Below are 22,488 nucleotides of genomic sequence, written 5' to 3' on the forward strand. Positions count from 1 at the left end.
AAACGCCCCGCGGGGCGTTTTTTTATGGCTGAAATACAGTCTAACGGGCCGACTGAACCTGCTCCACCAGCACCAATTGCCCTTGATCATTCACCGGAATCCGCGAGCCGGGATCTCGATCCATCCGCACCTGCCCCACTCGACCATCCAACTGATACTTCACGTCATAACCCGCCACCTTCTCACTGGTGTCGACCACCGTATTGCAGCGAGTTTCCGTTGTCGTATAGGTATCGCGATTTTGCATACCCTCTTGCACCTTGTTGCCGGCATAACCACCACCGACAGCACCGGCAACGGTAGCCAGCTTCTTGCCATTACCACCGCCAACCTGATTACCCAACAGGCCACCAGCCACGGCACCGATCACGGTCCCGGCAATTTGATGCTGGTCCTGCACCGGCCGCTGCCGGGTCACGGCAACGTCCTTGCACACCTCACGTGGCGTCTTCACAGATTCCTTGACCTGCTCTACCGCCAGAACTTCCGCGTACTTGGGGCCTCCGACCAGGCTATAGGTAGCCACTGCGCCACCGGCGGTTACACCCACCGCACCCAGCACTGCACCCACGATCATCGACTTGTTCATATCATTCTCCCGAGACACGCTTCAGGGCATTTCGCCCCCATTCGCAGCCTTGGATAAATGCACGATGAGCGAGTTCCCGGAGGCCCCGCCATAAGCCGACAAGTGGGACGGAGATCACGCCCGCCATAACGAAAAAGCCCGGCACAGGGCCGGGCTTTTGTCGTGAACGGTCGACTCAGGGACGACCATCTGCCTCTTCGGCTGTCACGGTCGGAATAAGGTCCTCCGAGGTGAGCTTCAGCCAGATCAGCACTACTGCACCGATGTACACGGACGAGTAGGTACCCACCACCACGCCGACCAGCAAGGTCAGGGCGAAGTTACCCAGCGAGTCACCGCCGAAGATCAGCAGAGCGACCAGCGCCAGCGCCGTGGACAAGGACGTCGCAATGGTACGCAGCAACGTCTGGGTAACCGAGATATCGATGTTCTCCACCAGGCCACTCTTGCGCAGCAGGCGGAAGTTCTCGCGAATCCGGTCATAGATGATGATGGTGTCGTTCAACGAGTAACCAATCATCGCCAGCACTGCAGCGAATACCGTCAGGTCGAAGGGGATCTGGAAGAAGGCCAGTACACCCAGCACGATGACCACGTCGTGGGCCAGCGAGGCGACAGCACCAAGGCCGAACTTCCACTGAAAGCGAAAGGCCAGGTACAGCAGGATGCCACCCAGGGCCAGCAATGTGGCAATGCCGCCCTGATCGCGCAGCTCCTCACCCACCTGCGGACCGACGAACTCGACACGTTTGACCTCGAACTGAGCTCCCGCATCGATCTTGCGCAGGGCCGCAGCAACCTGATTACCCAGTTGCGGGTCATCACCGGACATCCGCACCAGCACGTCAGTGGTAGCCCCGAAGCTCTGTACAACTGCATCGGTATAACCCGCCTGCCCCAACTCGCTCTTGATCAGCTCGAGGTTGGCGGGCTTCTCGTACTTGAGCTCGATCAGCGTGCCGCCCGTGAAGTCCAGACCGAAGTTGAGCCCCTTGGAGAACAGACTGACCAGACCAATGATGGTCAGCAGTACGGTAATGGCGAACGCAATATTGCGGATCGCCATGAATGGAATGATTTTCTTGCTCATGGCTAACCTCAGATCCACAGTTTCTTGAAGTTACGACCGCCGAAGATCACGTTCACCATACCGCGGGTAAACATGATGGCCGTGAACATCGAGGTGATGATGCCGAGCGAGAGCGTTACAGCGAAGCCCTTGATCGGGCCGGTGCCCATGGCGAACAGGATGCCGCCCACCAGCAAGGTGGTCAGGTTACTGTCGACGATGGCAGCAAAGGCACGGTCGAAGCCCTCGTGGATCGCACGCTGCACTGTCAGGCCCTTGGCCAATTCCTCGCGAATCCGCGAGAAGATCAGTACGTTCGCATCCACCGCCATACCCAGGGTCAAGACGATACCGGCAATACCCGGCAGCGTCAGGGTGGCGCCGATTACCGACATCAGCCCCACCAGCAGCACCAGGTTGAAAGCCAGCGCAACAGTCGCCAAAGCACCGAAGAAGCGGTAGATGATGAGCATGAACAAGGAGACGAAGATCATCGCCCATTCGGTGGACTCGATACCCTTGGTGATGTTGTCAGCACCCAGGCTCGGGCCGATGGTGCGCTCTTCCGCGAAGTACATCGGCGCAGCCAGACCACCGGCGCGCAGCAGCAAGGCCAGCTCGGACGACTCGCCCTGGCCGTTCAGCCCGGTGATACGGAACTGGCTACCCAGCGGCGACTGAATGGTCGCCAGACTGATGATTTTCTTTTCTTCCTTGAACGACTGCGCGGCAACACTGCGCTCGACACCATCGACCGTCTCGTTGACGTAATGCGTCACCGGCTTCTGCTCGATGAAGATCACCGCCATGCTGCGACCAACGTTATTGCGGGTCGCCCGATTCATCAGGCCGCCACCGTGGCCGTCAAGACGGATATTCACCTGTGGCCGGCCGTGCTCGTCATAACTGGCCTGGGCATCGGTCACCTGATCACCGGTGATGATCAGGCTGCGCTCCAGCGCTACGGCCGGACGCCCTTCCTCACGGAACTCGAACGACTCGGTGGTCGCACGCGGCGCATCGGGCTCGGCCTGCAAGCGGAATTCGAGACTGGCGGTCTTACCGAGGATACGTTTGGCTTCAGCGGTATCCTGAACACCTGGCAGCTCGACCACGATCCGGTTGGCGCCCTGACGCTGCACCAACGGCTCAGCAACACCCAGCTCGTTGACGCGGTTACGCACGGTTGTCAGGTTCTGCTTGACCGAGTATTCGCGGATTTCGGCGATCTTGGCCTGGGTCAGGCTCAAACGCAGCACCTGCTCGGAGCCACGCGCCCGGGTCTCCAGATCGAAGTCCGCATACTCCTTGCGAATCAGCTTCTCGGCGCTTTCCAGCGCAGCGGCATCGGCGAAGCCCAACTGAATGGCACCGCCCTGCTCAGGCATGCTGCGGTAGCGGATACGCTCCTTGCGCAGCAGGCTCTTGATTTCACCCTCATAGACCTTGCGGCGCATGTCGAGCGCTTTATCCATGTCCACTTCCAGCAGGAAGTGCACACCACCGGAGAGGTCCAGACCCAGCTTCATCGGGCTGGCACCCAGCTTGCGCAGCCAGTCCGGAGTAGTCGGCGCCAAGTTCAGCGCGACCACGAAGTCATCGCCCAGCACGCGAGTGACGACATCCTTGGCCGGCAACTGATCACCGAGGCTGTTCAGTCGAATCAGCCCGCCGCGACCGACAACGCCCGATTCCTTGGCGGTAATGCCCGCTTCGGAAAGCGCTTTGGCCGCTCGTTCGACATCAGCCGGCGTCACAGTAGTCGCAGTGCTGCCACCACTGATCTGGATGGCCGGATCGTCCGGATAGAGGTTGGGCGCGGAATAGATAAGACCGATCACCAGCACGACCAGGATCAGCAGGTACTTCCACAGAGGGTATTTGTTGAGCATGACGCCGCCCGTTATGACGCGGGGCGCTTGATGCGCCCCGTCGTTGGTAAAGAATGAATCGTTATTAGATCGCCTTCAGCGTGCCCTTCGGCAGGGTCGCTGCAATGGCTTGCTTCTGGAATTTCAGCTCGACGTTGTCGGACACTTCAACCACGACGAAATCGTCGGAAACCTTGGTCACCTTGCCGGCCAGACCACCGGAGGTCACTACTTCGTCGCCCTTCTGTAGGCTGCCGAGCAGGTTCTTGTGCTCTTTGGAGCGTTTGGCCTGAGGGCGCCAGATCATCAGATAGAAGATGACCAGGAAGCCGATCAGGAACACCCACTCGAAACCACCCGCACCAGCGGCAGCAGCAGTAGGCGCAGCAGCATCGGCATAGGCGGCTGGGATCAGAAAGCTCATGGAAAACTCCTATTACTAGTCTTTAAAAAGTGCTTATCAGGGCGCCAGCGGCGGCGTTGGCAAACCGCGCCGGGCATAGAAGGCATCGACGAAGGCGGCCAATGTACCCTGTTGAATTGCCTCGCGCAAACCAGCCATCAGGCGCTGGTAATGGCGCAAGTTGTGGATGGTATTGAGCATGCTGCCCAGCATTTCCCCACACTTGTCCAGATGATGCAGGTAGGCGCGCGAGAAGTGCTGGCAGGTGTAGCAATCGCAGGCTGGGTCCAGTGCCGACTCATCGTGCTTGTGCACCGAATTGCGGATCTTGATGACACCGGTATCGGTGAACAGATGCCCGTTGCGCGCATTGCGCGTAGGCATCACGCAGTCGAACATGTCGACGCCGCGGCGCACACCTTCTACGAGGTCCTCTGGTTTGCCCACTCCCATCAGGTAACGGGGTTTGTCCGCAGGCAGTTGCGGCGGCAGGAAATCCAGCACGCGGATCATCTCTTCCTTCGGCTCGCCAACGGACAGACCGCCAATGGCCAGCCCATCGAAGCCGATCTCATTGAGCCCATCCAGCGAGCGCATGCGCAACTCTTCATGCATACCGCCCTGAACGATGCCGAACAGGGCCGACGGATTCCCCTCATGGGCATTCTTCGAGCGCTTGGCCCAACGCAGCGACAGCTCCATGGAGCGCTTGGCCACATCGAACTCGGCCGGGTACGGCGTGCATTCGTCGAAGATCATCACGATGTCCGAACCCAGCTCGCGCTGCACCTGCATCGACTCTTCCGGCCCCATGAACACCTTGCTGCCGTCTACCGGCGAAGCGAAGGTCACACCCTCTTCCTTGATCTTGCGCATTGCGCCCAGGCTGAACACCTGAAAACCACCGGAGTCGGTAAGGATTGGCCCCTGCCACTGCATGAAATTGTGCAAGTCGCCATGTTTCTTGATGACCTCGGTACCTGGTCGCAGCCACAGGTGAAAGGTATTGCCGAGGATGATCTGCGCGCCGATGGCTTCGATATCACGCGGCAGCATGCCTTTTACCGTACCGTAGGTACCGACCGGCATGAATGCCGGGGTTTCCACCACACCACGCGGAAAGGTCAGGCGCCCACGGCGCGCACGACCGTCGGTGGCCAGCAGCTCGAAGGACATGTGGCTCATAGGGTTTCCTCTGGCCCGCGCGGGGCAGGATTGCGGGTGATGAACATGGCATCACCGTAACTGAAGAAGCGGTACCCCTGCTCCACTGCCGCCGCATAGGCCGCCATGGTCTCCGGGTAGCCGGCAAAAGCCGAGACCAGCATCAGCAGGGTCGACTCTGGTAAATGGAAGTTGGTCACCAGCGCATCGACCACATGGAACGGGCGCCCCGGGTAGATGAAGATATCGGTGTCGCCACTGAACGCACGCAACTGCCCGTCACGCGCGGCACTTTCCAGCGAGCGAACACTTGTCGTGCCCACGGCAACGACTCGCCCACCACGTGCCCGGCAGGCCTCGACCGCATCCACCACCCCCTGACTGACCTCGAGCCACTCCAGGTGCATGTGGTGGTCCTCGATACGCTCGACCCGCACAGGCTGGAACGTGCCAGCCCCGACATGCAGGGTGACGAAGGCCTGCTCGACGCCCTTTACGGCAATCGCCTCGAGCATGGCCTGGTCAAAATGCAGCCCGGCCGTTGGCGCCGCCACTGCGCCTGCCTTCTCGGCATAGACGGTCTGGTAACGCTCACGGTCGGAGCTGTCATCGGCACGGTCTATATAAGGAGGCAACGGCATATGCCCGACTCGCTGCAGCAGCGGCAATACCTCCTCGGCGAAGCGCAGTTCGAACAGGGCGTCGTGACGCACCAGCATTTCAGCCCCGCCACCACCCTCTATATGGATCAGCGAACCCGGCTTCGGCGACTTGCTTGAGCGCACATGGGCCAGCACGCGATGACTGTCCAGCACGCGCTCGACCAGAATCTCCAACTGCCCGCCAGTGGCCTTCTGCCCAAACAACCGCGCCGGGATCACCCGGGTGTTGTTGAACACCATGAGATCGCCAGGGCGCAGATAGTCGAGCAGATCGACAAACTGCCGATGCGCCAGCGTGCCATGCTCGCCATCGAGCACCAGCAGACGGCTGGCCCGGCGCTCGACCAAGGGGTAACGGGCGATCAGGGATTCGGGGAGGTCGAAGTGAAAATCGGCTACGCGCATGGTGGGGGATCGTCTTGCGGGGGCGCAGAGCTTACCGGAAAGCACATGATCTGGCCACGCAACGCGATTGACCGCTCGCCGACGGCTCCCTATACTTCGCGCCGGTTATGCCCCGGTGGCGGAATGGTAGACGCGGCGGATTCAAAATCCGTTTTCGAAAGGAGTGGGAGTTCGAGTCTCCCCCGGGGCACCACATCACTCGCTTCACTCTCTCACAGCAGAAGATTGAAGCCCTCTGAAACACCCATTGCAGACCCGTGTGAAATCGCCCGAAAACGACGATTTCGGGGGCTTGGCAAACCTCTTTAAGTTAGCGTAGAGTGTGCCCACTGTGTTTGCATGGGTCGCCTTGAATCGTGACCTGATGCAGTAGATCCTAGATCCGCTACATCCCGCTCGACTTCTCTTACTCTCTGCAACCAGTCCCAGCCCTCTTCGCCAGAGCGAGAGGCTGTCATCAACTCTAGTTTCAAGGAAATAAGACATGTCGAATCGTCAAACCGGCACCGTTAAGTGGTTCAACGACGAGAAGGGCTTTGGCTTCATCACTCCAGAGAGCGGTCCGGATCTGTTCGTACACTTCCGCGCTATCGAAGGTAACGGCTTCAAGAGCCTGAAAGAAGGCCAGAAAGTTACTTTCGAAGCCGTCCAAGGCCAGAAAGGCATGCAGGCTGACAAAGTCCAGATCCTGGGCTAAGTCGCTGCTCCGAAAAGCCCCTGATGGCAACATCAGGGGCTTTTTTGTGCCTGCCGTTCAAGGCGGCCGTCTCGATGACGCGTGCTTGCAACGTAAACCGCCCCAGGTGTTTTTTGTGCCCGCGATTCGTTGCCCGTAGAATCAACGCCGACTTTTAGCAACGAGCGCACCATGCCACAGCACATGCTCCGCCCCGCAGGCGACTTCCCCGCCGCCGGCCTGATTCGCCGCCTGGCCGCAATGTTCTACGACTTCCTGCTCTCCGTAGCCCTGATGATGGTTGTCACCCTGCTGTACCAACAGGGACTGCTACGCCTCATTTATGGCAATGAGCAGCTGCTGGCCATGTCGCAAGCCGGCATGCTGGATCGCGACCCAATGCTCGCCACCCTCGTGCTCTTCGCTCTCTTTGCCTTTTTTGCCAAGTTCTGGACCCACAACGGCCAGACCCTCGGCATGCAAGTCTGGGGACTGCGCATCCAGAACGCCGATGGCTCGGCCATCAGCCTATGGCAGGCGCTGCTGCGCTTCCTGATCGCCATCATTTCCTGGTTGCTCGGTGGCCTGGGATTCCTCTGGGTGCTCTGGGACAAGAAGAAACGCAGCTGGCACGACATCTATTCGGAAAGCCTGGTCGTGCAGTTGCCGAAGAACATTCACAAGCAAGGCAAATAGCACCAGCCACGGTACTTTCCAATAGGCCAGCAGGTGCGAGCCAAGGCCCGCGAAAGCAAATAGCCCTTTGCATAAAATGAAAATCTTTCGCATTATTGCGCGGTTTTCATGTGTCGCTGTACGGCACTCCACACACCAGACGCAAAGGACTTCGCCATGACTCGTATGCCCCTGGCTACCGCCAGCCTGTTAGCTATCGCCATTTCCCTCGCTGGCTGCGGTGACGACAAGAAAGACACCGCAGCCTCGCAAAACGGCGCACCAGCTGCCAGCGCCAGCACTGCACCGGCTGCCGCAAAAGTCGACGAAGCCGCTGCCAAGGCAGTCGTTGCTCACTACGCTGACATCGCCCTGGCCGCCTTCTCCGATGCCGCCAGCACCGCAAAAAACCTGCAGACCGCTGTCGACGCCCTGCTTGCCAACCCGAACGACGCCACTCTCAAGGCTGCTCGCGAAGCCTGGGTTGCCGCTCGTGTACCGTACATGCAGACCGAAGTATTCCGTTTCGGCAACACCATCGTCGACGACTGGGAAGGCCAAGTGAATGCCTGGCCGCTGGACGAAGGCCTGATCGACTATGTCGCCGCCGACTACCAGCACGCTCTGGGCAACCCTGGCGCGACTGCCAACATTATTGCCAACACCGAAATCCAGGTCGGTGAAGACAAGATCGACGTCACCGAAATCACCGGCGAGAAGCTGGCCAGCCTCAACGAGCTGGGCGGTTCCGAAGCCAACGTAGCCACCGGCTACCACGCCATCGAATTCCTGCTCTGGGGCCAGGACCTGAACGGCACCGGCCCAGGCGCGGGCGACCGCCCTGCCACTGACTATGTCGTTGGCGAAGGCGCCACGGGCGGCCACAACGAGCGCCGTCGCACCTATCTGAAAGCGGTAACCGACCTGCTGGTCAGCGACCTCGACGAAATGGTCGTCCAGTGGAAAGACGGTGACGCCAACAACTACCGCGCCACTCTGGTTGGCGAGCCAACCGAGAATGGTCTGCGCAAGATCCTCTTCGGCATGGGCAGCCTGTCCCTCGGCGAACTGGCTGGTGAGCGCATGAAAGTCGCTCTGGAAGCCAACTCGCCGGAAGACGAGCACGACTGCTTCAGCGACAACACGCACAACTCACACTTCTACAACGGCAAGGGTATTCGTAACGTCTACCTGGGCGAGTACAAGAAAGTCGACGGCACCACGCTGACCGGCCCGAGCCTGTCGTCCCTGGTGGCCAAGGTCGATGCCGCCACCGACACCACGCTGAAAGCCGACCTGGAGGCCACCGAGGCCAAGCTACAGGCCATGGTCGACAGCGCCGAGAAGAACAACGTGCACTTCGATCAGCTGATCGCTCCGGAAAACACCGAAGGCCAGCAAATCGTTCGTGACGCGATCGCGGCCCTGGTCAAGCAGACCGGCGCCATCGAACAAGCTGCCAGCAAACTGGGCATCAACGACCTCAGCCCGGACAACGCCGACCACCAGTTCTGATAACAACGGTACTGGCAACGGATGCGCCCACAAGGCGCATCCGTTTTTTTTATGCCTGCCTCCACCGACTTACAACGCGTTCCATCATCAACAGATCTGCCTGGAGCCCCTCCTGCCGAGCAAGCCTCACCGACCACGAACGGCCCGACCTCCCTGGCATAAGCAGTGCCCCGCGACATTTAGCCCGACATGAGAACGCAAACTCCTATTATTTGAGTTCCCTTAGCCTGCTAAGATTGCCCGCCTGAATATCCATCTGGTTCCCGCGCAATGCCCTTCCCGCTTCGCCTCTGTGCCCTTACGCTGACGCTCGGCCTGGTCGCCTGCGAGCAGGCTCCACCGCCCGCAGAACCCGGCGAAGCGCTCTCGGGTGGTCGCACGACCGTTTACCAGAACGATCACAACGCCTTCTCCATGCCATCCGCCAACCTGACACCCACGCGTCGCCTGGACTTCAGTGTGGGCAACAGTTTCTTCCGCAGCCCCTGGGTGATCGCGCCCTCGACCACCACGGCCCGTGATGGTCTCGGCCCGCTGTTCAACACCAACGCCTGCCAGAACTGCCATATCAAGGATGGCCGCGGACATCCACCCGAGCCGAACGCCAACAATGCCGTCTCGATGCTGGTGCGCCTGTCGATCCCCGCCAATGACTCCACGGAGCACGCTGATCAGCTGACCCGCGCGGGCGTGATTGCCGAGCCCGTGTATGGCACGCAGCTCAAAGACATGGCCATTCCGGGTGTCGAGCCAGAAGGCAAGGTGCGTGTCGAGTACGACCCGGTCCCGGTGCGCCTGGCCGATGGCACACAAATCATCCTGCGCAAGCCGAAGCTGCAGATCAGCCAGTTGGGCTATGGGCCGATGCACCCTGACACCCTGTTCTCCGCCCGCATCGCACCGCCGATGATCGGCCTGGGCCTTCTGGAGGCGATCCCCGAGGCCGCACTGCTGGCCAACGCCGGCAAAGGGCAAGCCGACGGCATCAACGGTCGCCCCAACTGGGTATGGGACGACGCGCAAGGCAAGACCGTCCTCGGCCGCTTCGGCTGGAAGGCTGGGCAACCCAGCCTCAACCAGCAGAACGCCCACGCCTTTTCCGCCGACATGGGCCTGACCACCAGCCTGCTGCCCCATGTGGACTGCACACCGACCCAGACCGCCTGCCTGGCGGCGCCCAATGGTGGCGACCCGGAGGTCAGCGACAACATCCTGCGCCTGGTGCTGTTCTATACCCGCAACCTGGCCGTGCCGGCCCGTCGCTCCGTTGACGAGTTGCAGGTACGCCAGGGCAAGCGCCTGTTCGAACAGGCCGGTTGCCAAGGATGCCACGTGCCCAGCTTCACCACGGCAGCCGACGCCGCCGAACCCGAACTGGCCAACCAGGTGATCCGCCCCTACAGTGACCTGCTGCTGCACGACATGGGCGAAGGGCTGGCCGATGACCGCCCCGAGTTCCAGGCCAGCGGTCGCGACTGGCGCACCCCGCCGCTGTGGGGCATCGGCCTGACGGCTGCCGTCAGCGGGCACACCCAGTTCCTGCATGACGGCCGTGCCCGCGACTTGCTCGAAGCGATACTCTGGCATGGCGGTGAAGCGGAACCGGCAAAACAGGCCGTCATGCATTACAACGCCGACCAGCGCGCTGCGCTGCTGGCCTTTCTGAATTCACTCTAAGGAGCCTTGCATGTTCCGCCCCACCCTGCTTTTCACCAGCCTGGCCGCCATCGTACTGAGCGCCTGCACCCCGCAGGACCCGCAGGCACAAGCCTCCGCCGCCATCGCCAAGCAGGTGATCCTGCCGACATACAGCCGCTGGGTCGACGCCGACCGCCAGCTCGCGGCCAGCGCCCTGGCCTTCTGCTCCGGCAAGGAAGACCTGACCAAGGCACGCGCCGACTTTCTCGCCGCGCAGAAAGCCTGGGCCGAGCTGCAACCGCTGATGGTCGGCCCCATCGCCGAAGGCAACCGCGCCTGGCAAGTACAGTTCTGGCCCGACAAGAAGAACCTGGTCGGGCGCCAGGTCGAACAGCTGGTGAAAGCCCAGCCCGCCATCGATGCAGCTGCCCTGGGTAAAGCCAGCGTGGTAGTACAGGGGCTCTCCGCTTACGAATACATCCTCTTCGATAGCAACCTCGACCTCGCCGACAGCGAGCAGAAGGCCCGCTACTGCCCGTTACTGGAAGCCATCGGCCAACACCAGCAACGCCTCGCCGAGGAAATCCTCGCCAGCTGGAACAGCAAGGACGGCATGCTCGATCAGTTGAGCAAGTTCCCCAACCCGCGCTACGCCGACTCCCACGAAGCCATTTCGGAGCTGCTGCGCGTTCAGGTAACCGCCCTCGACACCCTGAAGAAAAAGCTCGGCGCGCCCATGGGCCGCCAGACCAAGAGCACCCCGCAACCCTTCCAGGCCGATGGCTGGCGCAGTCAGACGTCCCTCAGCAGCCTGGGCGCCAGCCTGAGCAGCTCGGAGACCCTGTGGCACGGCGTCGACAAAAAAGGCATCCGCAGCCTGCTCGGCAGCGACCAGCAAGCATTGGCCGAGCAGATCGATGCGGCCTATGCCGATACACGCAGCAAACTGGACGCCCTGCAACCTCCACTCAGCGAGTTGCTCGCCAGTGAGGCCGGCTTGAAACAGCTGAACGCGTTCTACGACAGCCTCGATGTCGTCCACCGCCTGCACTCGGGCGAGCTGGCCCGCGTACTCAACGTACAACTGGGCTTCAACGCCAACGATGGTGACTGATATGTTGCGCCGCCAGGTTCTCGCCCTCGGCAGCCTGCTGCTCGGCGCCGTCACGCTGGGTGGCTGGACCCTGAGCAGAAAAGGCAGCTCGCCGCTGCTGCTCTCCGCGCGCGACGATGCCGATGGCCAGCACTACGCCGTCGGCTACCGTCTCGACGGCAGCCAGGTGTTCGCCACCCCCGTGGCACAGCGCTGCCACGATATCGTCGAGCACCCCAGCGAGCCGGTCGCCTTGTTCGTCGCGCGCCGCCCCGGTACCGAGAGCTACCTGATCGACCTCACCGACGGCAGCCTGCTGCAGACCATTCGCTCCTTGCCCAACCGACACTTCTACGGCCATGGCGTGTTCCACAAGAGCGGCGAATGGCTCTACACCACTGACAACGACACCACCGACCCCGGTCGCGGCCTGCTTGGCGTCTATACCTACACCGATCGCCGACTGAGCCATCAGGGCGAACTTTCCACTCATGGCATTGGCCCGCACCAGGTGTCCTGGATGCCCGATGGTGAAACCCTGGTGGTGGCCAATGGCGGCATCCGTACCGAAGCGGAAAGCCGGGTAGAGATGAACCTCGATGCCATGCAACCCAGCCTGGTACTGATGCACCGCGACGGCAGCCTGATTTCCCAGGAAACCCTGCCACAAGCCATGAACAGCGTGCGCCACTTGGCCATCGCCAGCGATGGCACCATCGTTGCTGGCCAGCAATTCATGGGCGATGCCAACGAGCCCGCCGACCTGCTCGCGATCAAGCGCCCCGGTCAGGCTTTCCAGGCGTTCCCTGTGGGCGACGAACAGCGCCTGGCGATGAGTCAGTACACTGCCAGCGTCGCGGTGCACGACACACTGCGCCTGGTCGCCCTGACTGCCCCGCGCGGTAATCGCTTCTTTATCTGGGACCTGGATAGCGGCGCCCTGCGTCTCGATGCCCCACTCCCAGACTGTGCCGGCGTCGGCGCGGTGCAGGACGGTTTTGTCGTCACCTCCGGACAAGGCCGCTGCCGCCTGTACGATTGCCGCACCAGCACCATCGATGTCCAGCCACTGAACCTGCCCGCCGGCCTCTGGGACAACCACCTGCACCTGGCGTGATGGCCTTGCTGATGCACAGTCATCACCCAAGGGGCGCCGTGCGGACCGGCTTCCAAGCTAACAACAGCAGGCCATCTGCTCAGTACGCACGCCCAGAACAATCAGCGCAATCCGGCCCCCATTCCGCCCATTGCATCGACCGACCAGTACCCTCGAATAATTGACGGGCGCGGCAGGTTGCCGCGCACAACGCGCTGCAAATGAGAGGCTTTTGACTTGGCTTGCCAGGCAGTCTAAGGTTCCGCTCTTGCCTATTCCCAGGCCCCTCTCCTCCTGCCAAGGAAACGGAATATGTTGCTCCGCCGCATGGTCATCATGTTGGGCATCGTCATCCTCGTGGTGCTCGCCCTGGCCGCCTATAAAGGCTATTCGATCTATCAGCAGATCCAGATGTTCTCCGCGCCGCAACCGGCCATCAGCATTTCTGCCGCCACTGCCGAGGAAATGCCGTGGCAGAGCCGCCTGCCAGCTATCGGCACACTGAAAGCGTCCCAGGGCGTCGACCTGACCGTGGAGGTCAGCGGTACCGTACGTGACGTGCTGTTCCAGTCCGGCGAGAAGGTCAGCCTGAAGCAACCCCTGATCCAGATGGACAGCGATGTCGAGCAGGCCAGCCTGGCAACGGCCGAAGCCGAGTTGAGCCTGGCCCGCGTCGAGTTCGAGCGCGGCCGCAGCCTGGTCAATCGCCAGAGCATCTCCAAGAGCGAATTCGACCGCCTCGCCTCGTCACTGCAGAAGAGCAACGCCAGCGTTGCCCAACTCCAGGCCATGCTGGCCAAGAAGCGCATCGTCGCACCGTTCGCCGGCACCATTGGTATCCGCCAGGTCGATGTGGGGGACTTCCTGTCCTCGGGCACCATCATCGCGACCCTGCAGGACCTGACCACGCTGTTCGTCGACTTCTACCTGCCGGAGCAGGCCGTGCCCAAGCTGGCCATTGGTCAACAGGTACGCATCGAGGTCGCCGCCTATCCGGGCGAAGTGTTCGTGGGCGAAATCGCCGCGATCAACCCGAAGGTCGAGGACACCACCCGCAACGTCCAGGTGCGTGCCGTCCTGCCAAACCCGGACAGCAAACTGCTGCCCGGCATGTTCGCCAACCTGGAAGTCCTGTTGCCCGGTGACCTGCCTCACGTTGTCGTACCGGAAACCGCCATTACCTACACCCTCTACGGCAACTCGGTGTACGTGATCGGCGAGAAGAAAGACAAGGACGGCCAGGTCGAGAAAAACGACAAAGGTGAAACCCAACTGGTGGTCGAGCGTCGCTTCGTCGAAACCGGTGAGCGCCGCGACGGCAAGGTCACCCTGCTCAAAGGCCTCAAGGCCGGCGAACAGGTGGTGACCGCCGGCCAGCTCAAGCTGGATAACGGCGCCCATGTTGCCATCGTCGACGACAAAGCCCCGCCCGCCAGCACCGGCCAGTAACTGGCTGCCGCCAAGGAATTGCATATGGCTTTTACCGATCCCTTTATCCGTCGTCCGGTACTGGCGACCGTGGTCAGCCTGCTGATCGTGCTGCTTGGCTTCCAGGCCTTCAGCAAGCTGGTGATCCGTCAGTACCCACAGATGGAGAACGCCCTGATCACGGTGACCACCGCTTACCCCGGGGCCAATGCCGAGACCATTCAGGGCTATATCACACAGCCGCTGCAGCAGAGTCTGGCCAGTGCCGAAGGCATTGACTACATGACCTCGTCGAGCCAGCAGAACGTGTCGATCATCCAGATCTATGCGCGCATTGGCGCCAACTCGGACCGCCTGTTCACCGAGCTGCTGTCCAAGGCCAACGAGGTCAAGAACCAACTGCCGCAGGATGCCGAAGACCCGGTGCTATCCAAAGAAGCCGCCGACGCCTCGGCGCTGATGTACATCAGTTTCTACAGCGACGAGTTGTCCAATCCACAGATCACCGACTACCTGTCCCGCGTGATCCAGCCCAAGCTGGCCACCCTGCCAGGCATGGCCGAAGCGGAAATCCTCGGCAACCAGGTCTTCGCCATGCGCCTGTGGCTGGATCCGGTGAAGATGGCCGCCTATGGCGTTACCGCCAGCGACCTGAGCGACGCCGTACGCAAGTACAACTTCCTCTCTGCCGCCGGCCAGGTGAAGGGCCAACTGGTGGTCACCAGCATCAATGCCACTACCGACCTGAAATCGGCGGAGGCCTTCGGCGCCATCCCGGTGAAGACCGTCGGTGACAGCCGCGTCCTGGTGCGCGATATCGCTCGCGTGGAGATGGGGGCAGAGAACTACGACGCAATCAGCTCGTTCGACGGCATTCCCTCCGTCTATATCGGTGTCAAAGGCACACCCAGCGCCAACCCGCTGGATGTGATCAAGCACGTGCGCGAAATCATGCCGGAGCTGGAAGCACAGCTGCCGCCCAACCTGAAGGTGTCGATCGCCTACGACGCCACGCTGTTCATCCAGGCATCCATCGACGAGGTGGTGAAAACGCTGGCCGAGGCCGTGCTGATCGTCATCGTCGTGGTGTTCCTGTTCCTCGGCGCCTTCCGCTCGGTACTGATTCCGGTCATCACCATTCCGCTGTCGATGATCGGCGTAATGTTCTTCATGCAGTTGATGGGCTACTCGATCAACCTGCTGACCCTGCTGGCCATGGTCCTGGCCATCGGCCTGGTGGTGGATGACGCCATCGTCGTGGTGGAAAACATTCACCGCCATATCGAAGAAGGCAAGACGCCCTTCGACGCCGCCATCGAGGGCGCACGCGAGATCGCCGTGCCGGTGGTCTCGATGACCATCACCCTGGCGGCGGTGTATGCGCCTATCGGCTTTCTCGAAGGGCTCACTGGCGCGCTGTTCAAGGAGTTCGCCCTGACCCTTGCCGGTGCGGTGATCATCTCCGGTATCGTCGCGCTGACCCTGTCGCCGATGATGTGCTCTGTACTGCTGCGTCATGAGGAGGATCCCTCGGGTCTGGCGCACAAGCTGGACCAGATCTTCGACAAGCTGAAACGCCGCTATCAACGCGCCTTGCATGGCACGCTGAATACACGCCCGGTCGTGGTGGTATTCGCCTTGATCGTGCTGTGCCTGATTCCGGTCCTGCTCATGTTCAGCAAAAGCGAGCTGGCCCCGGAAGAAGACCAGGGCATCGTGTTCATCTTCGCCAATGCGCCCCAGCCGACCAACCTCGACTACCTGAACCGCTACACCGCCGAATTCACCACGATCTTCAAGGAGTTCCCCGAGTACTACTCGTCATTCCAGATCAACGGCTTCGACGGTGTGCAGTCGGGTATCGGTGGTTTTCTGCTCAAGCCCTGGGGCGAGCGCGAACGCTCGCAGATGGAACTGCTGCCCGCTGTACAGCAGCGCTTGAACGATATCCCCGGCCTGCAGATCTTCGGCTTCAATCTGCCGTCGCTCCCCGGCACCGGGGAAGGCCTGCCCTTCCAGTTCGTGATCAACACGCCGAACGACTACGAGTCGCTGCTGCAGGTCGCGGACCGGGTCAAACAGCGCGCCATGGAGTCGGGCAAATTTGCCTTCCTCAATGTGGACCTGGCCTTCGACAAGCCCGAAATCGTGGTCGATATCGACCGTGAGAAAGCTGCGCAGATGGGCGTATCCATGCAGGACCTGGGCGGCACCCTGGCCATCCTGCTGGGTGAGGGTGAGATCAACCGCTTCACCATCGACGGCCGCAGCTACAAGGTCATCGCCCAGGTCGAACGACCCTACCGCGACAACCCCGGCTGGCTGAGCAACTACTACGTGAAAAGTGAAAGCGGGCAGATGGTGCCCCTGAGCACGCTGATCACCGTGAGCGACCGGGCTCGCCCCACCAAGCTCAAGCAGTTCCAGCAGCTCAACTCGGCGATCATCGAAGGTGTACCGATCGTCAGCATGGGCGAAGCAGTGGAGACCATCACCCAGATCGCTCGCGAGGAGTCGCCACGGGGCTACGCCTTCGACTATGCCGGTGCATCGCGCCAGTTCATTCAGGAAGGCAGCGCGCTGTACCTGACCTTCGGCCTGGCGCTGGCGATCATCTTCCTGGTGCTGGCCGCACAGTTCGAAAGCTTCCGCGATCCGCTGGTGATCCTGGTCACGGTGCCGCTGTCGATCTGCGGGGCGCTGATTCCGATCTTCCTCGGTTTCTCCAGCATGAACATCTACACCCAGGTCGGCTTGGTGACCCTGATCGGGTTGATCACCAAGCACGGCATCCTGATCGTCGAGTTTGCCAACCAGTTGCGCCGTGAGAAGGGCCTGAGTGCCCGTGAGGCTGTCGAGGAAGCTGCCTCGATCCGCCTGCGTCCCGTTCTGATGACCACGGCAGCGATGGTCTTCGGCATGGTGCCGTTGATTCTTGCCACCGGCGCCGGCGCGGTCAGCCGCTTCGACATCGGCCTGGTCATTGCCACGGGCATGTCCATCGGGACGCTGTTCACCCTGTTCGTTCTCCCCTGCGTCTACAGTCTGCTGGCCAAGCCGGATAGCCATCCGGCTATTCAAGCCGCTAGCGCGCACTGAGTTAACAGGCAATAAAAAGCCCCGCACAAGCGGGGCTTTTTATTGATCGGGAATCGCTCAGTTGCGCGAGGAGACACCCCGGGTCATACCGAACAGGAACAGCAGCAGATCGGAATCCGGCCGCACTTGCTCGACAGGCTTCTTGCGCAGCGCCAGCGGTTGCGGGCAGTACAGCGCACTGCTGGTCTGGGAATCGATGATCATTGGCGTGGACTCCTGCCAGGCAGCAGCGGCCATCGCGGTGACACCCAGCGCGCCAACGAGGAACAATCCTCGAGCAATTTCTAGCTTCATCACTGTAACCCCTTGATCGCCCGGCCAAACACCTGTTCGTAACAGTAGACCAGTCGGGACCAGTCACCAGCGCTCCACGACGAATGGCGCCTCAGTTGCTGCATATCATGACGAGCGGCACGCCTGGCACTGCAGACACGCCGGCTTTTTTCCAGATCGAGCATGGCGACTTCCACCTCGACCTCTCCCGCCACCTGCTCCACACGCACGAACAGATGCTTCTGGTACAGACAGCCATGGCGCCAACGAGCACGATGGAAGCGCCCGAGCATAGCAGCTATATGTTGCAGGATGCGGTCATGCACCTCTTCACCGAACTGTTCGCGGCCACCACTGGCATACCACGCGTCCAGCTCCTGGAATCCGCGGAGGTCCTCGGAAACCAGCAACGCACGCCACTGTCCCTCAGCGCTGTACTGGGCGTCGCAATAGACCAGATGCGGCGCCTTGACCCCTATGGCTTCCATGGCTTGCAGCGCATCTCGCTCGCGCAAGATCGTAGGTCGCCCGAACGGGTGGCGAACACTGCGGTACAGGTGGCCAGTCTGGCGCTTGGCATACAACAGGCGTCCATCGCTCAGGCGCAGACGCTGTACACCGCTTTCACCGCCACGCCGTACATTAGGTGGTTCTACCCACTCGCCCTGCACCCGCCACCATTGTTCAAACTCCGGGGAACCTGCCAAGGACTCGACTTCCACATCAGCAACCACAGATGCATTCCCGTTCATTGTCTTATCGATCCTTGTAGCCGACCGGCCGTGCGGCGATCAGAACTATGCTGCCTTGAGTGGGTAGCCGGAGGCCTGCAACTCAGGCAGTACGAGCGTACCAGTAACACTGTGCGGCCTGCCGTAACACGGGCGCTGCTCAAGCGTGTGACACACTTGGCGACAAAGACCCCGCCCCACTTGGCCTCAAGCGGAAATATCGAGAAACGCGATACGGCTGCAGGCTATTTTCTGGAACTGCATGCAAGCCCTGTTCCCTCACGGGCTCGCTGCACGGCATGTCTCGATGAATGGCTCAGGATGGGACGCCCAACTGCACCTCAAAACGGCACCCCTGGGGTTCGGCATCGCTCAGTGTCACGCGCCAGCCCTGGCTTTCGCAGATCCTTTGCACCAGCGACAGGCCCAGCCCCAGGCCTTCACCACGTGCCGCGATACCCCGCACGAATGGCTGGAACATCGACTCGCGCTCCGCCTCAGGGATGCCGACGCCGCTGTCTTCAACAATGAAACCTTCCGGCAAAAGCCACAGCCGGATATGCCCCTGCTCTGTGTAGTGCAGGGCATTGCGCAGCAGATTGCTCATTACCGAGCGCAATAATGGAGCGTTATAGAGGCCATTTCCGGCCTCGGTGGACAGGTAATCGAAGCGCAGTCCCTTTTCCTGTACCGGTACCCGCCACTGCTCGAACAGTTCGGTCGCGACGCCCTCGATCCCTTCCATCGGTGTCGCGCCCGGCGCTTCGTTACGGGCACGGGCCAGCAACAGAAAGGTCTGCACCAGGTCACGCATTTCTTCATTGGCACGAGCGATTCGCTCGACCTGAACCCGCCCCCGGGCGTCCAGCGCCGGGTTCACCTGCAGCAGCTCACAGGAACTGGCCAGTACCATCAGGGGTGTGCGCAGTTCATGACTGACATCACTGGTGAACAGGCGCTCGCGCGTCAGGGCACGGCGCAGCTGCCCCAAGGTGCTGTCGAATGCTTCCGCCAGCTCACCCACCTCATCGGCGGCATAATCCGGCGCCATCGGCGGCGCCAGGTCCTGCAACTGGTCGCGATGCCGTACCTGCCGCGCCAAGCGCCCTACCGGCTCGATCACCTTGCGCGCCAGCAACCAGCCCAGCAGACCGGACAACGCCAGGCTGATAAAGAAGCCACTGAGCACCACGGCAAACAACACACGCTCACGACTCTTGAACTCGCTCAAGTCCTGCAGCAGCACATAACTGCGCCCGCCGACTTCCTGCACATGAACGTGATAGGAACGTCCATCGCGCTCGATCTCGTGAAATCCCGGGCTCAGCGCCTGCAAGTCCTCAGGCAAGGCGAACAGACCATGGCCGTCACTGAAGTAGAACAACTGGCCAGGCTCTGGCTTGTGTCGCCAGTCCTCCATGTTGTCCATCTTCAGGTAGCGGGTCAGGTCTCCCCCCAATTCAGCGGTCAGCAGGCGTTCCTCGACCAGGTGCACGGTTTCCACGATGCCCACAGAGAAGGTACCGCCCACCAGCAGGGTCATGAGAACGAAGGCAATGACGATCCGACGTGACAGGCTCTGCCTAAACTCCATCAAGCTGCTCCATCAGGCGGTACCCCACCCCGTGCACGGTGTGCAGCAGCGGATGCCCGAAGGGCTTGTCGATGACCTGACGCAACTGATGCACATGGCTGCGCAGGCTGTCGCTGTCCGGGCAGTCGTCCCCCCATAGCGCCTCTTCCAGCACTTCACGGGGCACCACATGCGGGCTTTTCTGCATCAGCAGCGCGAGCAGCTTGAGCCCGACCGGGTTGAGCTTCAGGGACCGCTCGCCGCGCCGTACTTCCAGGGTGTTGAGGTCATAGCTGAGCTCGCCGACCTGCAGCAAGCGCTTGCCACCGCCCAGGCTGCGACGCAGCACCGCCTCGATGCGTGCCGCCAATTCCGACAGGGCAAACGGCTTGATTAGGTAATCATCCGCACCAGCACGGAAGCCCTGCAGGCGGTCGTCCAGTTGATCACGCGCGGTCAGCATGATGACCGGCGTATCGCGCCGGGCGTCTTCGCGCAGGCGCTGGCACAGGGTGTAGCCGTCGATACCCGGCAGCATGATGTCGAGCACGATCAGGTTGTAGTGTTCGGTCGACGCCAGGTCCAGCCCGGACAACCCATCCTGCGCACAGTCCACCGTATAGCCCATGAGCTCCAGGTAGTCGGCCATATTGCCGAGGATGTCGCGGTTGTCCTCAACCAGCAGAATACGCATAGCCAAAATCCTTGCCGAAGCGAAAAGCAGAGGCGCAAAGATACCCCGTACACGACAGTCAGCGCAGTGGGCGCATGACTTTTCGTCAGTACCTATCCACGAGCCATAAAAAAGCCCCGCACTAGGCGGGGCTTTCAGTACAGCAGAGCCGGGAGGCTGATTACATCATGCCGCCCATACCACCCATGCCACCCATGTCAGGCATGGCCGGAGCGGCCTTGTCTTCCGGGCTGTCAGCGATCATCGCTTCGGTGGTGATCATCAGGCTACCGATGGACGCAGCAGCTTGCAGCGCCGAACGGGTGACCTTGGCCGGATCGAGAATACCCATCTCGATCATGTCGCCGTAGGTATCGGTCGCGGCGTTGAAGCCGTAGTTGCCCGAACCTTGCTTGACCTTGTCGACCACCACGCTCGGCTCGCCACCGGCGTTGGCAACGATCTGACGCAGTGGGGACTCGACCGCGCGACGCAGCAGGGCGATACCGACGTTCTGGTCGTCGTTGTCACCTTTCAGCTCGCTGATGGCCTGCAGGGCACGTACCAGGGCAACACCGCCGCCAGGCACCACACCTTCTTCGACGGCTGCGCGGGTGGCGTGCAGGGCGTCTTCAACGCGGGCCTTCTTCTCTTTCATCTCGACTTCGGTACCGGCACCGACCTTGATCACGGCAACACCGCCAGCCAGTTTGGCCAGACGCTCTTGCAGTTTCTCTTTGTCGTAGTCGGACGAGGTGTCTTCGACTTGCTTGCGGATCTGTGCAACGCGGGCTTCGATATCAACCTGCTGACCAGCACCGTCGATGATGGTGGTGTTCTCTTTGCTCAGTTGAACACGCTTGGCGTTACCCAGGTGCTCCAGGGTAGCGCTTTCCAGGCTCAGGCCGACTTCTTCGGAGATGACGGTACCGCCAGTGAGGATGGCGATGTCCTGCAGCATGGCCTTGCGACGGTCGCCGAAGCCCGGTGCCTTGACGGCAGCGACTTTGACGATGCCACGCATGTTGTTCACAACCAGAGTCGCCAGGGCTTCGCCTTCGACGTCTTCAGCCACGATCAGCAGCGGACGGCCGGCTTTGGCAACGGCTTCCAGCACTGGCAGCATTTCGCGGATGTTGGAGATCTTCTTGTCGACCAGCAGGATCAGCGGGCCGTCGAGCTCGGCAACCATGGTGTCCGGCTTGTTGATGAAGTAAGGGGACAGGTAGCCACGGTCGAACTGCATGCCTTCGACGACAGACAGTTCGTTTTCCAGGCCCGAGCCTTCTTCAACGGTGATCACGCCTTCTTTACCCACTTTCTCCATGGCTTCGGCAATGATGTCGCCGATGGAGTTGTCGGAGTTGGCGGAGATGGTGCCGACCTGGGCAATCGCCTTGGTGTCGGTGCACGGCTTGGACAGGTTCTTCAGCTCGGCGACGATGGCGATGGTGGCCTTGTCGATGCCGCGCTTGAGGTCCATCGGGTTCATGCCGGCGGCGACGGCTTTCAGGCCTTCGTTGACGATCGACTGAGCCAGAACGGTAGCAGTGGTGGTGCCGTCACCGGCCGCGTCGTTCGCCTTGGAGGCAACGTCTTTGACCAGTTGCGCGCCCATGTTCTCGAAGCGGTCTTTCAGCTCGATTTCTTTGGCAACGGAAACGCCGTCTTTGGTGATCAGCGGCGCGCCGAAGCTGCGCTCCAGGACCACGTTGCGGCCTTTCGGGCCGAGGGTCGCTTTGACAGCGTCAGCCAGGACGTTAACGCCGACCAGCATTTTCTTGCGAGCGGAGTCGCCGAATTTGACTTCTTTAGCAGCCATGATGATTGATCCTCAATTCTTGAATAAGTGGCG

General features: G+C 61.2%; 19 protein-coding genes and 1 tRNA gene. 9 read left to right on the forward strand and 11 right to left on the reverse strand.

The annotated features are described in order from the left end of the window. Positions 1–40 precede the first annotated feature (40 nt). The 6 genes from ACWPW0_RS17815 to queA all read right to left on the reverse strand — a co-directional run bounded on the left by ACWPW0_RS17815 (position 41) and on the right by queA (position 6,163). Positions 41–589 carry a glycine zipper 2TM domain-containing protein gene (locus tag ACWPW0_RS17815; protein WP_447593497.1) on the reverse strand — a complete coding sequence of 183 codons (549 nt, stop codon included), beginning with the start codon at positions 587–589 and terminating at the stop codon, positions 41–43. A 175-nt stretch (positions 590–764) separates the two neighbouring features. Further along, positions 765–1,679: a protein translocase subunit SecF gene (gene secF / locus ACWPW0_RS17820; protein WP_447593499.1), complete on the reverse strand. Its 915-nt coding sequence runs from the start codon at positions 1,677–1,679 to the stop codon at positions 765–767. 8 nt (positions 1,680–1,687) lie between these two features. Continuing rightward, a complete protein-coding gene (gene secD / locus ACWPW0_RS17825; protein WP_454256054.1) occupies positions 1,688–3,550 on the reverse strand; it encodes a protein translocase subunit SecD in 1,863 nt (620 codons plus the stop codon). A gap of 64 nt (positions 3,551–3,614) precedes the next feature. After that, positions 3,615–3,953 (reverse strand): preprotein translocase subunit YajC, encoded by a 339-nt coding sequence (gene yajC, locus ACWPW0_RS17830; RefSeq protein WP_447593503.1) that lies wholly within the window; start codon positions 3,951–3,953, stop codon positions 3,615–3,617. Positions 3,954–3,989: 36 nt separating this feature from the next. Continuing rightward, complete coding sequence (gene tgt, locus ACWPW0_RS17835) at positions 3,990–5,108, reverse strand: tRNA guanosine(34) transglycosylase Tgt (RefSeq protein WP_454256765.1); 1,119 nt, start codon at positions 5,106–5,108, stop codon at positions 3,990–3,992. A gap of 5 nt (positions 5,109–5,113) precedes the next feature. Beyond that, positions 5,114–6,163, reverse strand: coding sequence for a tRNA preQ1(34) S-adenosylmethionine ribosyltransferase-isomerase QueA (queA, locus tag ACWPW0_RS17840; protein ID WP_454256055.1), 1,050 nt, complete (start codon positions 6,161–6,163; stop codon positions 5,114–5,116). Between the two features lie 109 nt (positions 6,164–6,272). Between queA and ACWPW0_RS17845 the strand changes: the two genes are divergently transcribed. From ACWPW0_RS17845 to ACWPW0_RS17885, 9 genes are all read left to right on the forward strand, one after another. Continuing rightward, positions 6,273–6,356 (forward strand) — tRNA-Leu (locus ACWPW0_RS17845). Positions 6,357–6,647: 291 nt separating this feature from the next. Then, positions 6,648–6,860: a cold-shock protein gene (locus ACWPW0_RS17850; protein WP_187807541.1), complete on the forward strand. Its 213-nt coding sequence runs from the start codon at positions 6,648–6,650 to the stop codon at positions 6,858–6,860. Between the two features lie 171 nt (positions 6,861–7,031). After that, positions 7,032–7,535 (forward strand): RDD family protein, encoded by a 504-nt coding sequence (locus ACWPW0_RS17855; RefSeq protein WP_447593631.1) that lies wholly within the window; start codon positions 7,032–7,034, stop codon positions 7,533–7,535. Positions 7,536–7,691: 156 nt separating this feature from the next. After that, the gene (locus tag ACWPW0_RS17860; protein WP_454256056.1) at positions 7,692–9,029 is read left to right on the forward strand and encodes an imelysin family protein; all 1,338 of its coding nucleotides are present in this window, start codon (positions 7,692–7,694) and stop codon (positions 9,027–9,029) included. Between the two features lie 270 nt (positions 9,030–9,299). Continuing rightward, a complete protein-coding gene (locus ACWPW0_RS17865) occupies positions 9,300–10,706 on the forward strand; it encodes a di-heme oxidoreductase family protein (RefSeq protein WP_454256057.1) in 1,407 nt (468 codons plus the stop codon). Positions 10,707–10,716: 10 nt separating this feature from the next. Beyond that, positions 10,717–11,781 (forward strand): imelysin family protein, encoded by a 1,065-nt coding sequence (locus ACWPW0_RS17870; RefSeq protein WP_454256058.1) that lies wholly within the window; start codon positions 10,717–10,719, stop codon positions 11,779–11,781. A 1-nt stretch (position 11,782) separates the two neighbouring features. Beyond that, positions 11,783–12,877: a DUF1513 domain-containing protein gene (locus ACWPW0_RS17875; RefSeq protein ID WP_447593639.1), complete on the forward strand. Its 1,095-nt coding sequence runs from the start codon at positions 11,783–11,785 to the stop codon at positions 12,875–12,877. A 291-nt stretch (positions 12,878–13,168) separates the two neighbouring features. Next, positions 13,169–14,305 (forward strand): efflux RND transporter periplasmic adaptor subunit, encoded by a 1,137-nt coding sequence (locus tag ACWPW0_RS17880; protein ID WP_447593641.1) that lies wholly within the window; start codon positions 13,169–13,171, stop codon positions 14,303–14,305. A gap of 24 nt (positions 14,306–14,329) precedes the next feature. Next, entirely contained in the window at positions 14,330–17,383 is a 3,054-nt protein-coding gene (locus tag ACWPW0_RS17885; RefSeq protein ID WP_454256059.1) for a multidrug efflux RND transporter permease subunit, read from the forward strand. Between the two features lie 57 nt (positions 17,384–17,440). Here the strand turns inward: ACWPW0_RS17885 and ACWPW0_RS17890 are convergent, their stop codons facing one another. From ACWPW0_RS17890 to groL, 5 genes are all read right to left on the reverse strand, one after another. Further along, positions 17,441–17,677, reverse strand: coding sequence for a hypothetical protein (locus ACWPW0_RS17890; RefSeq protein ID WP_447593645.1), 237 nt, complete (start codon positions 17,675–17,677; stop codon positions 17,441–17,443). Further along, complete coding sequence (locus ACWPW0_RS17895) at positions 17,677–18,408, reverse strand: lipopolysaccharide kinase InaA family protein (RefSeq protein ID WP_454256060.1); 732 nt, start codon at positions 18,406–18,408, stop codon at positions 17,677–17,679. Before ACWPW0_RS17895 ends, ACWPW0_RS17890 begins: the two co-directional genes overlap by 1 nt. 295 nt (positions 18,409–18,703) lie before the next feature. Then, the gene (locus tag ACWPW0_RS17900) at positions 18,704–19,981 is read right to left on the reverse strand and encodes a sensor histidine kinase (RefSeq protein ID WP_447593649.1); all 1,278 of its coding nucleotides are present in this window, start codon (positions 19,979–19,981) and stop codon (positions 18,704–18,706) included. Continuing rightward, the gene (locus ACWPW0_RS17905; protein WP_447593651.1) at positions 19,971–20,654 is read right to left on the reverse strand and encodes a response regulator transcription factor; all 684 of its coding nucleotides are present in this window, start codon (positions 20,652–20,654) and stop codon (positions 19,971–19,973) included. The genes ACWPW0_RS17900 and ACWPW0_RS17905 overlap by 11 nt, the downstream gene beginning before the upstream one ends. Before the next feature lie 160 nt (positions 20,655–20,814). Beyond that, positions 20,815–22,455 carry a chaperonin GroEL gene (groL, locus tag ACWPW0_RS17910; RefSeq protein WP_447593653.1) on the reverse strand — a complete coding sequence of 547 codons (1,641 nt, stop codon included), beginning with the start codon at positions 22,453–22,455 and terminating at the stop codon, positions 20,815–20,817. Positions 22,456–22,488 lie beyond the last annotated feature (33 nt).

The organism is Pseudomonas sp. Marseille-Q8238 (assembly GCF_965111915.1).

Bases quoted from the DNA above. Each gene is read 5' to 3' on its own strand.
- ACWPW0_RS17875 (WP_447593639.1), top strand. From the start codon at position 11,783: ATGTTGCGCCGCCAGGTTCTCGCCCTCGGCAGCCTGCTGCTCGGCGCC.
- ACWPW0_RS17815 (WP_447593497.1), bottom strand. From the start codon at position 589: ATGAACAAGTCGATGATCGTGGGTGCAGTGCTGGGTGCGGTGGGTGTA.
- secF (WP_447593499.1), bottom strand. From the start codon at position 1,679: ATGAGCAAGAAAATCATTCCATTCATGGCGATCCGCAATATTGCGTTC.
- ACWPW0_RS17880 (WP_447593641.1), top strand. From the start codon at position 13,169: ATGTTGCTCCGCCGCATGGTCATCATGTTGGGCATCGTCATCCTCGTG.
- yajC (WP_447593503.1), bottom strand. From the start codon at position 3,953: ATGAGCTTTCTGATCCCAGCCGCCTATGCCGATGCTGCTGCGCCTACT.
- ACWPW0_RS17855 (WP_447593631.1), top strand. From the start codon at position 7,032: ATGCCACAGCACATGCTCCGCCCCGCAGGCGACTTCCCCGCCGCCGGC.
- secD (WP_454256054.1), bottom strand. From the start codon at position 3,550: ATGCTCAACAAATACCCTCTGTGGAAGTACCTGCTGATCCTGGTCGTG.
- tgt (WP_454256765.1), bottom strand. From the start codon at position 5,108: ATGTCCTTCGAGCTGCTGGCCACCGACGGTCGTGCGCGCCGTGGGCGC.
- groL (WP_447593653.1), bottom strand. From the start codon at position 22,455: ATGGCTGCTAAAGAAGTCAAATTCGGCGACTCCGCTCGCAAGAAAATG.
- queA (WP_454256055.1), bottom strand. From the start codon at position 6,163: ATGCGCGTAGCCGATTTTCACTTCGACCTCCCCGAATCCCTGATCGCC.
- ACWPW0_RS17900 (WP_447593649.1), bottom strand. From the start codon at position 19,981: ATGGAGTTTAGGCAGAGCCTGTCACGTCGGATCGTCATTGCCTTCGTT.
- ACWPW0_RS17860 (WP_454256056.1), top strand. From the start codon at position 7,692: ATGACTCGTATGCCCCTGGCTACCGCCAGCCTGTTAGCTATCGCCATT.
- ACWPW0_RS17870 (WP_454256058.1), top strand. From the start codon at position 10,717: ATGTTCCGCCCCACCCTGCTTTTCACCAGCCTGGCCGCCATCGTACTG.
- ACWPW0_RS17865 (WP_454256057.1), top strand. From the start codon at position 9,300: ATGCCCTTCCCGCTTCGCCTCTGTGCCCTTACGCTGACGCTCGGCCTG.
- ACWPW0_RS17905 (WP_447593651.1), bottom strand. From the start codon at position 20,654: ATGCGTATTCTGCTGGTTGAGGACAACCGCGACATCCTCGGCAATATG.
- ACWPW0_RS17890 (WP_447593645.1), bottom strand. From the start codon at position 17,677: ATGAAGCTAGAAATTGCTCGAGGATTGTTCCTCGTTGGCGCGCTGGGT.
- ACWPW0_RS17885 (WP_454256059.1), top strand. From the start codon at position 14,330: ATGGCTTTTACCGATCCCTTTATCCGTCGTCCGGTACTGGCGACCGTG.
- ACWPW0_RS17850 (WP_187807541.1), top strand. From the start codon at position 6,648: ATGTCGAATCGTCAAACCGGCACCGTTAAGTGGTTCAACGACGAGAAG.
- ACWPW0_RS17895 (WP_454256060.1), bottom strand. From the start codon at position 18,408: ATGAACGGGAATGCATCTGTGGTTGCTGATGTGGAAGTCGAGTCCTTG.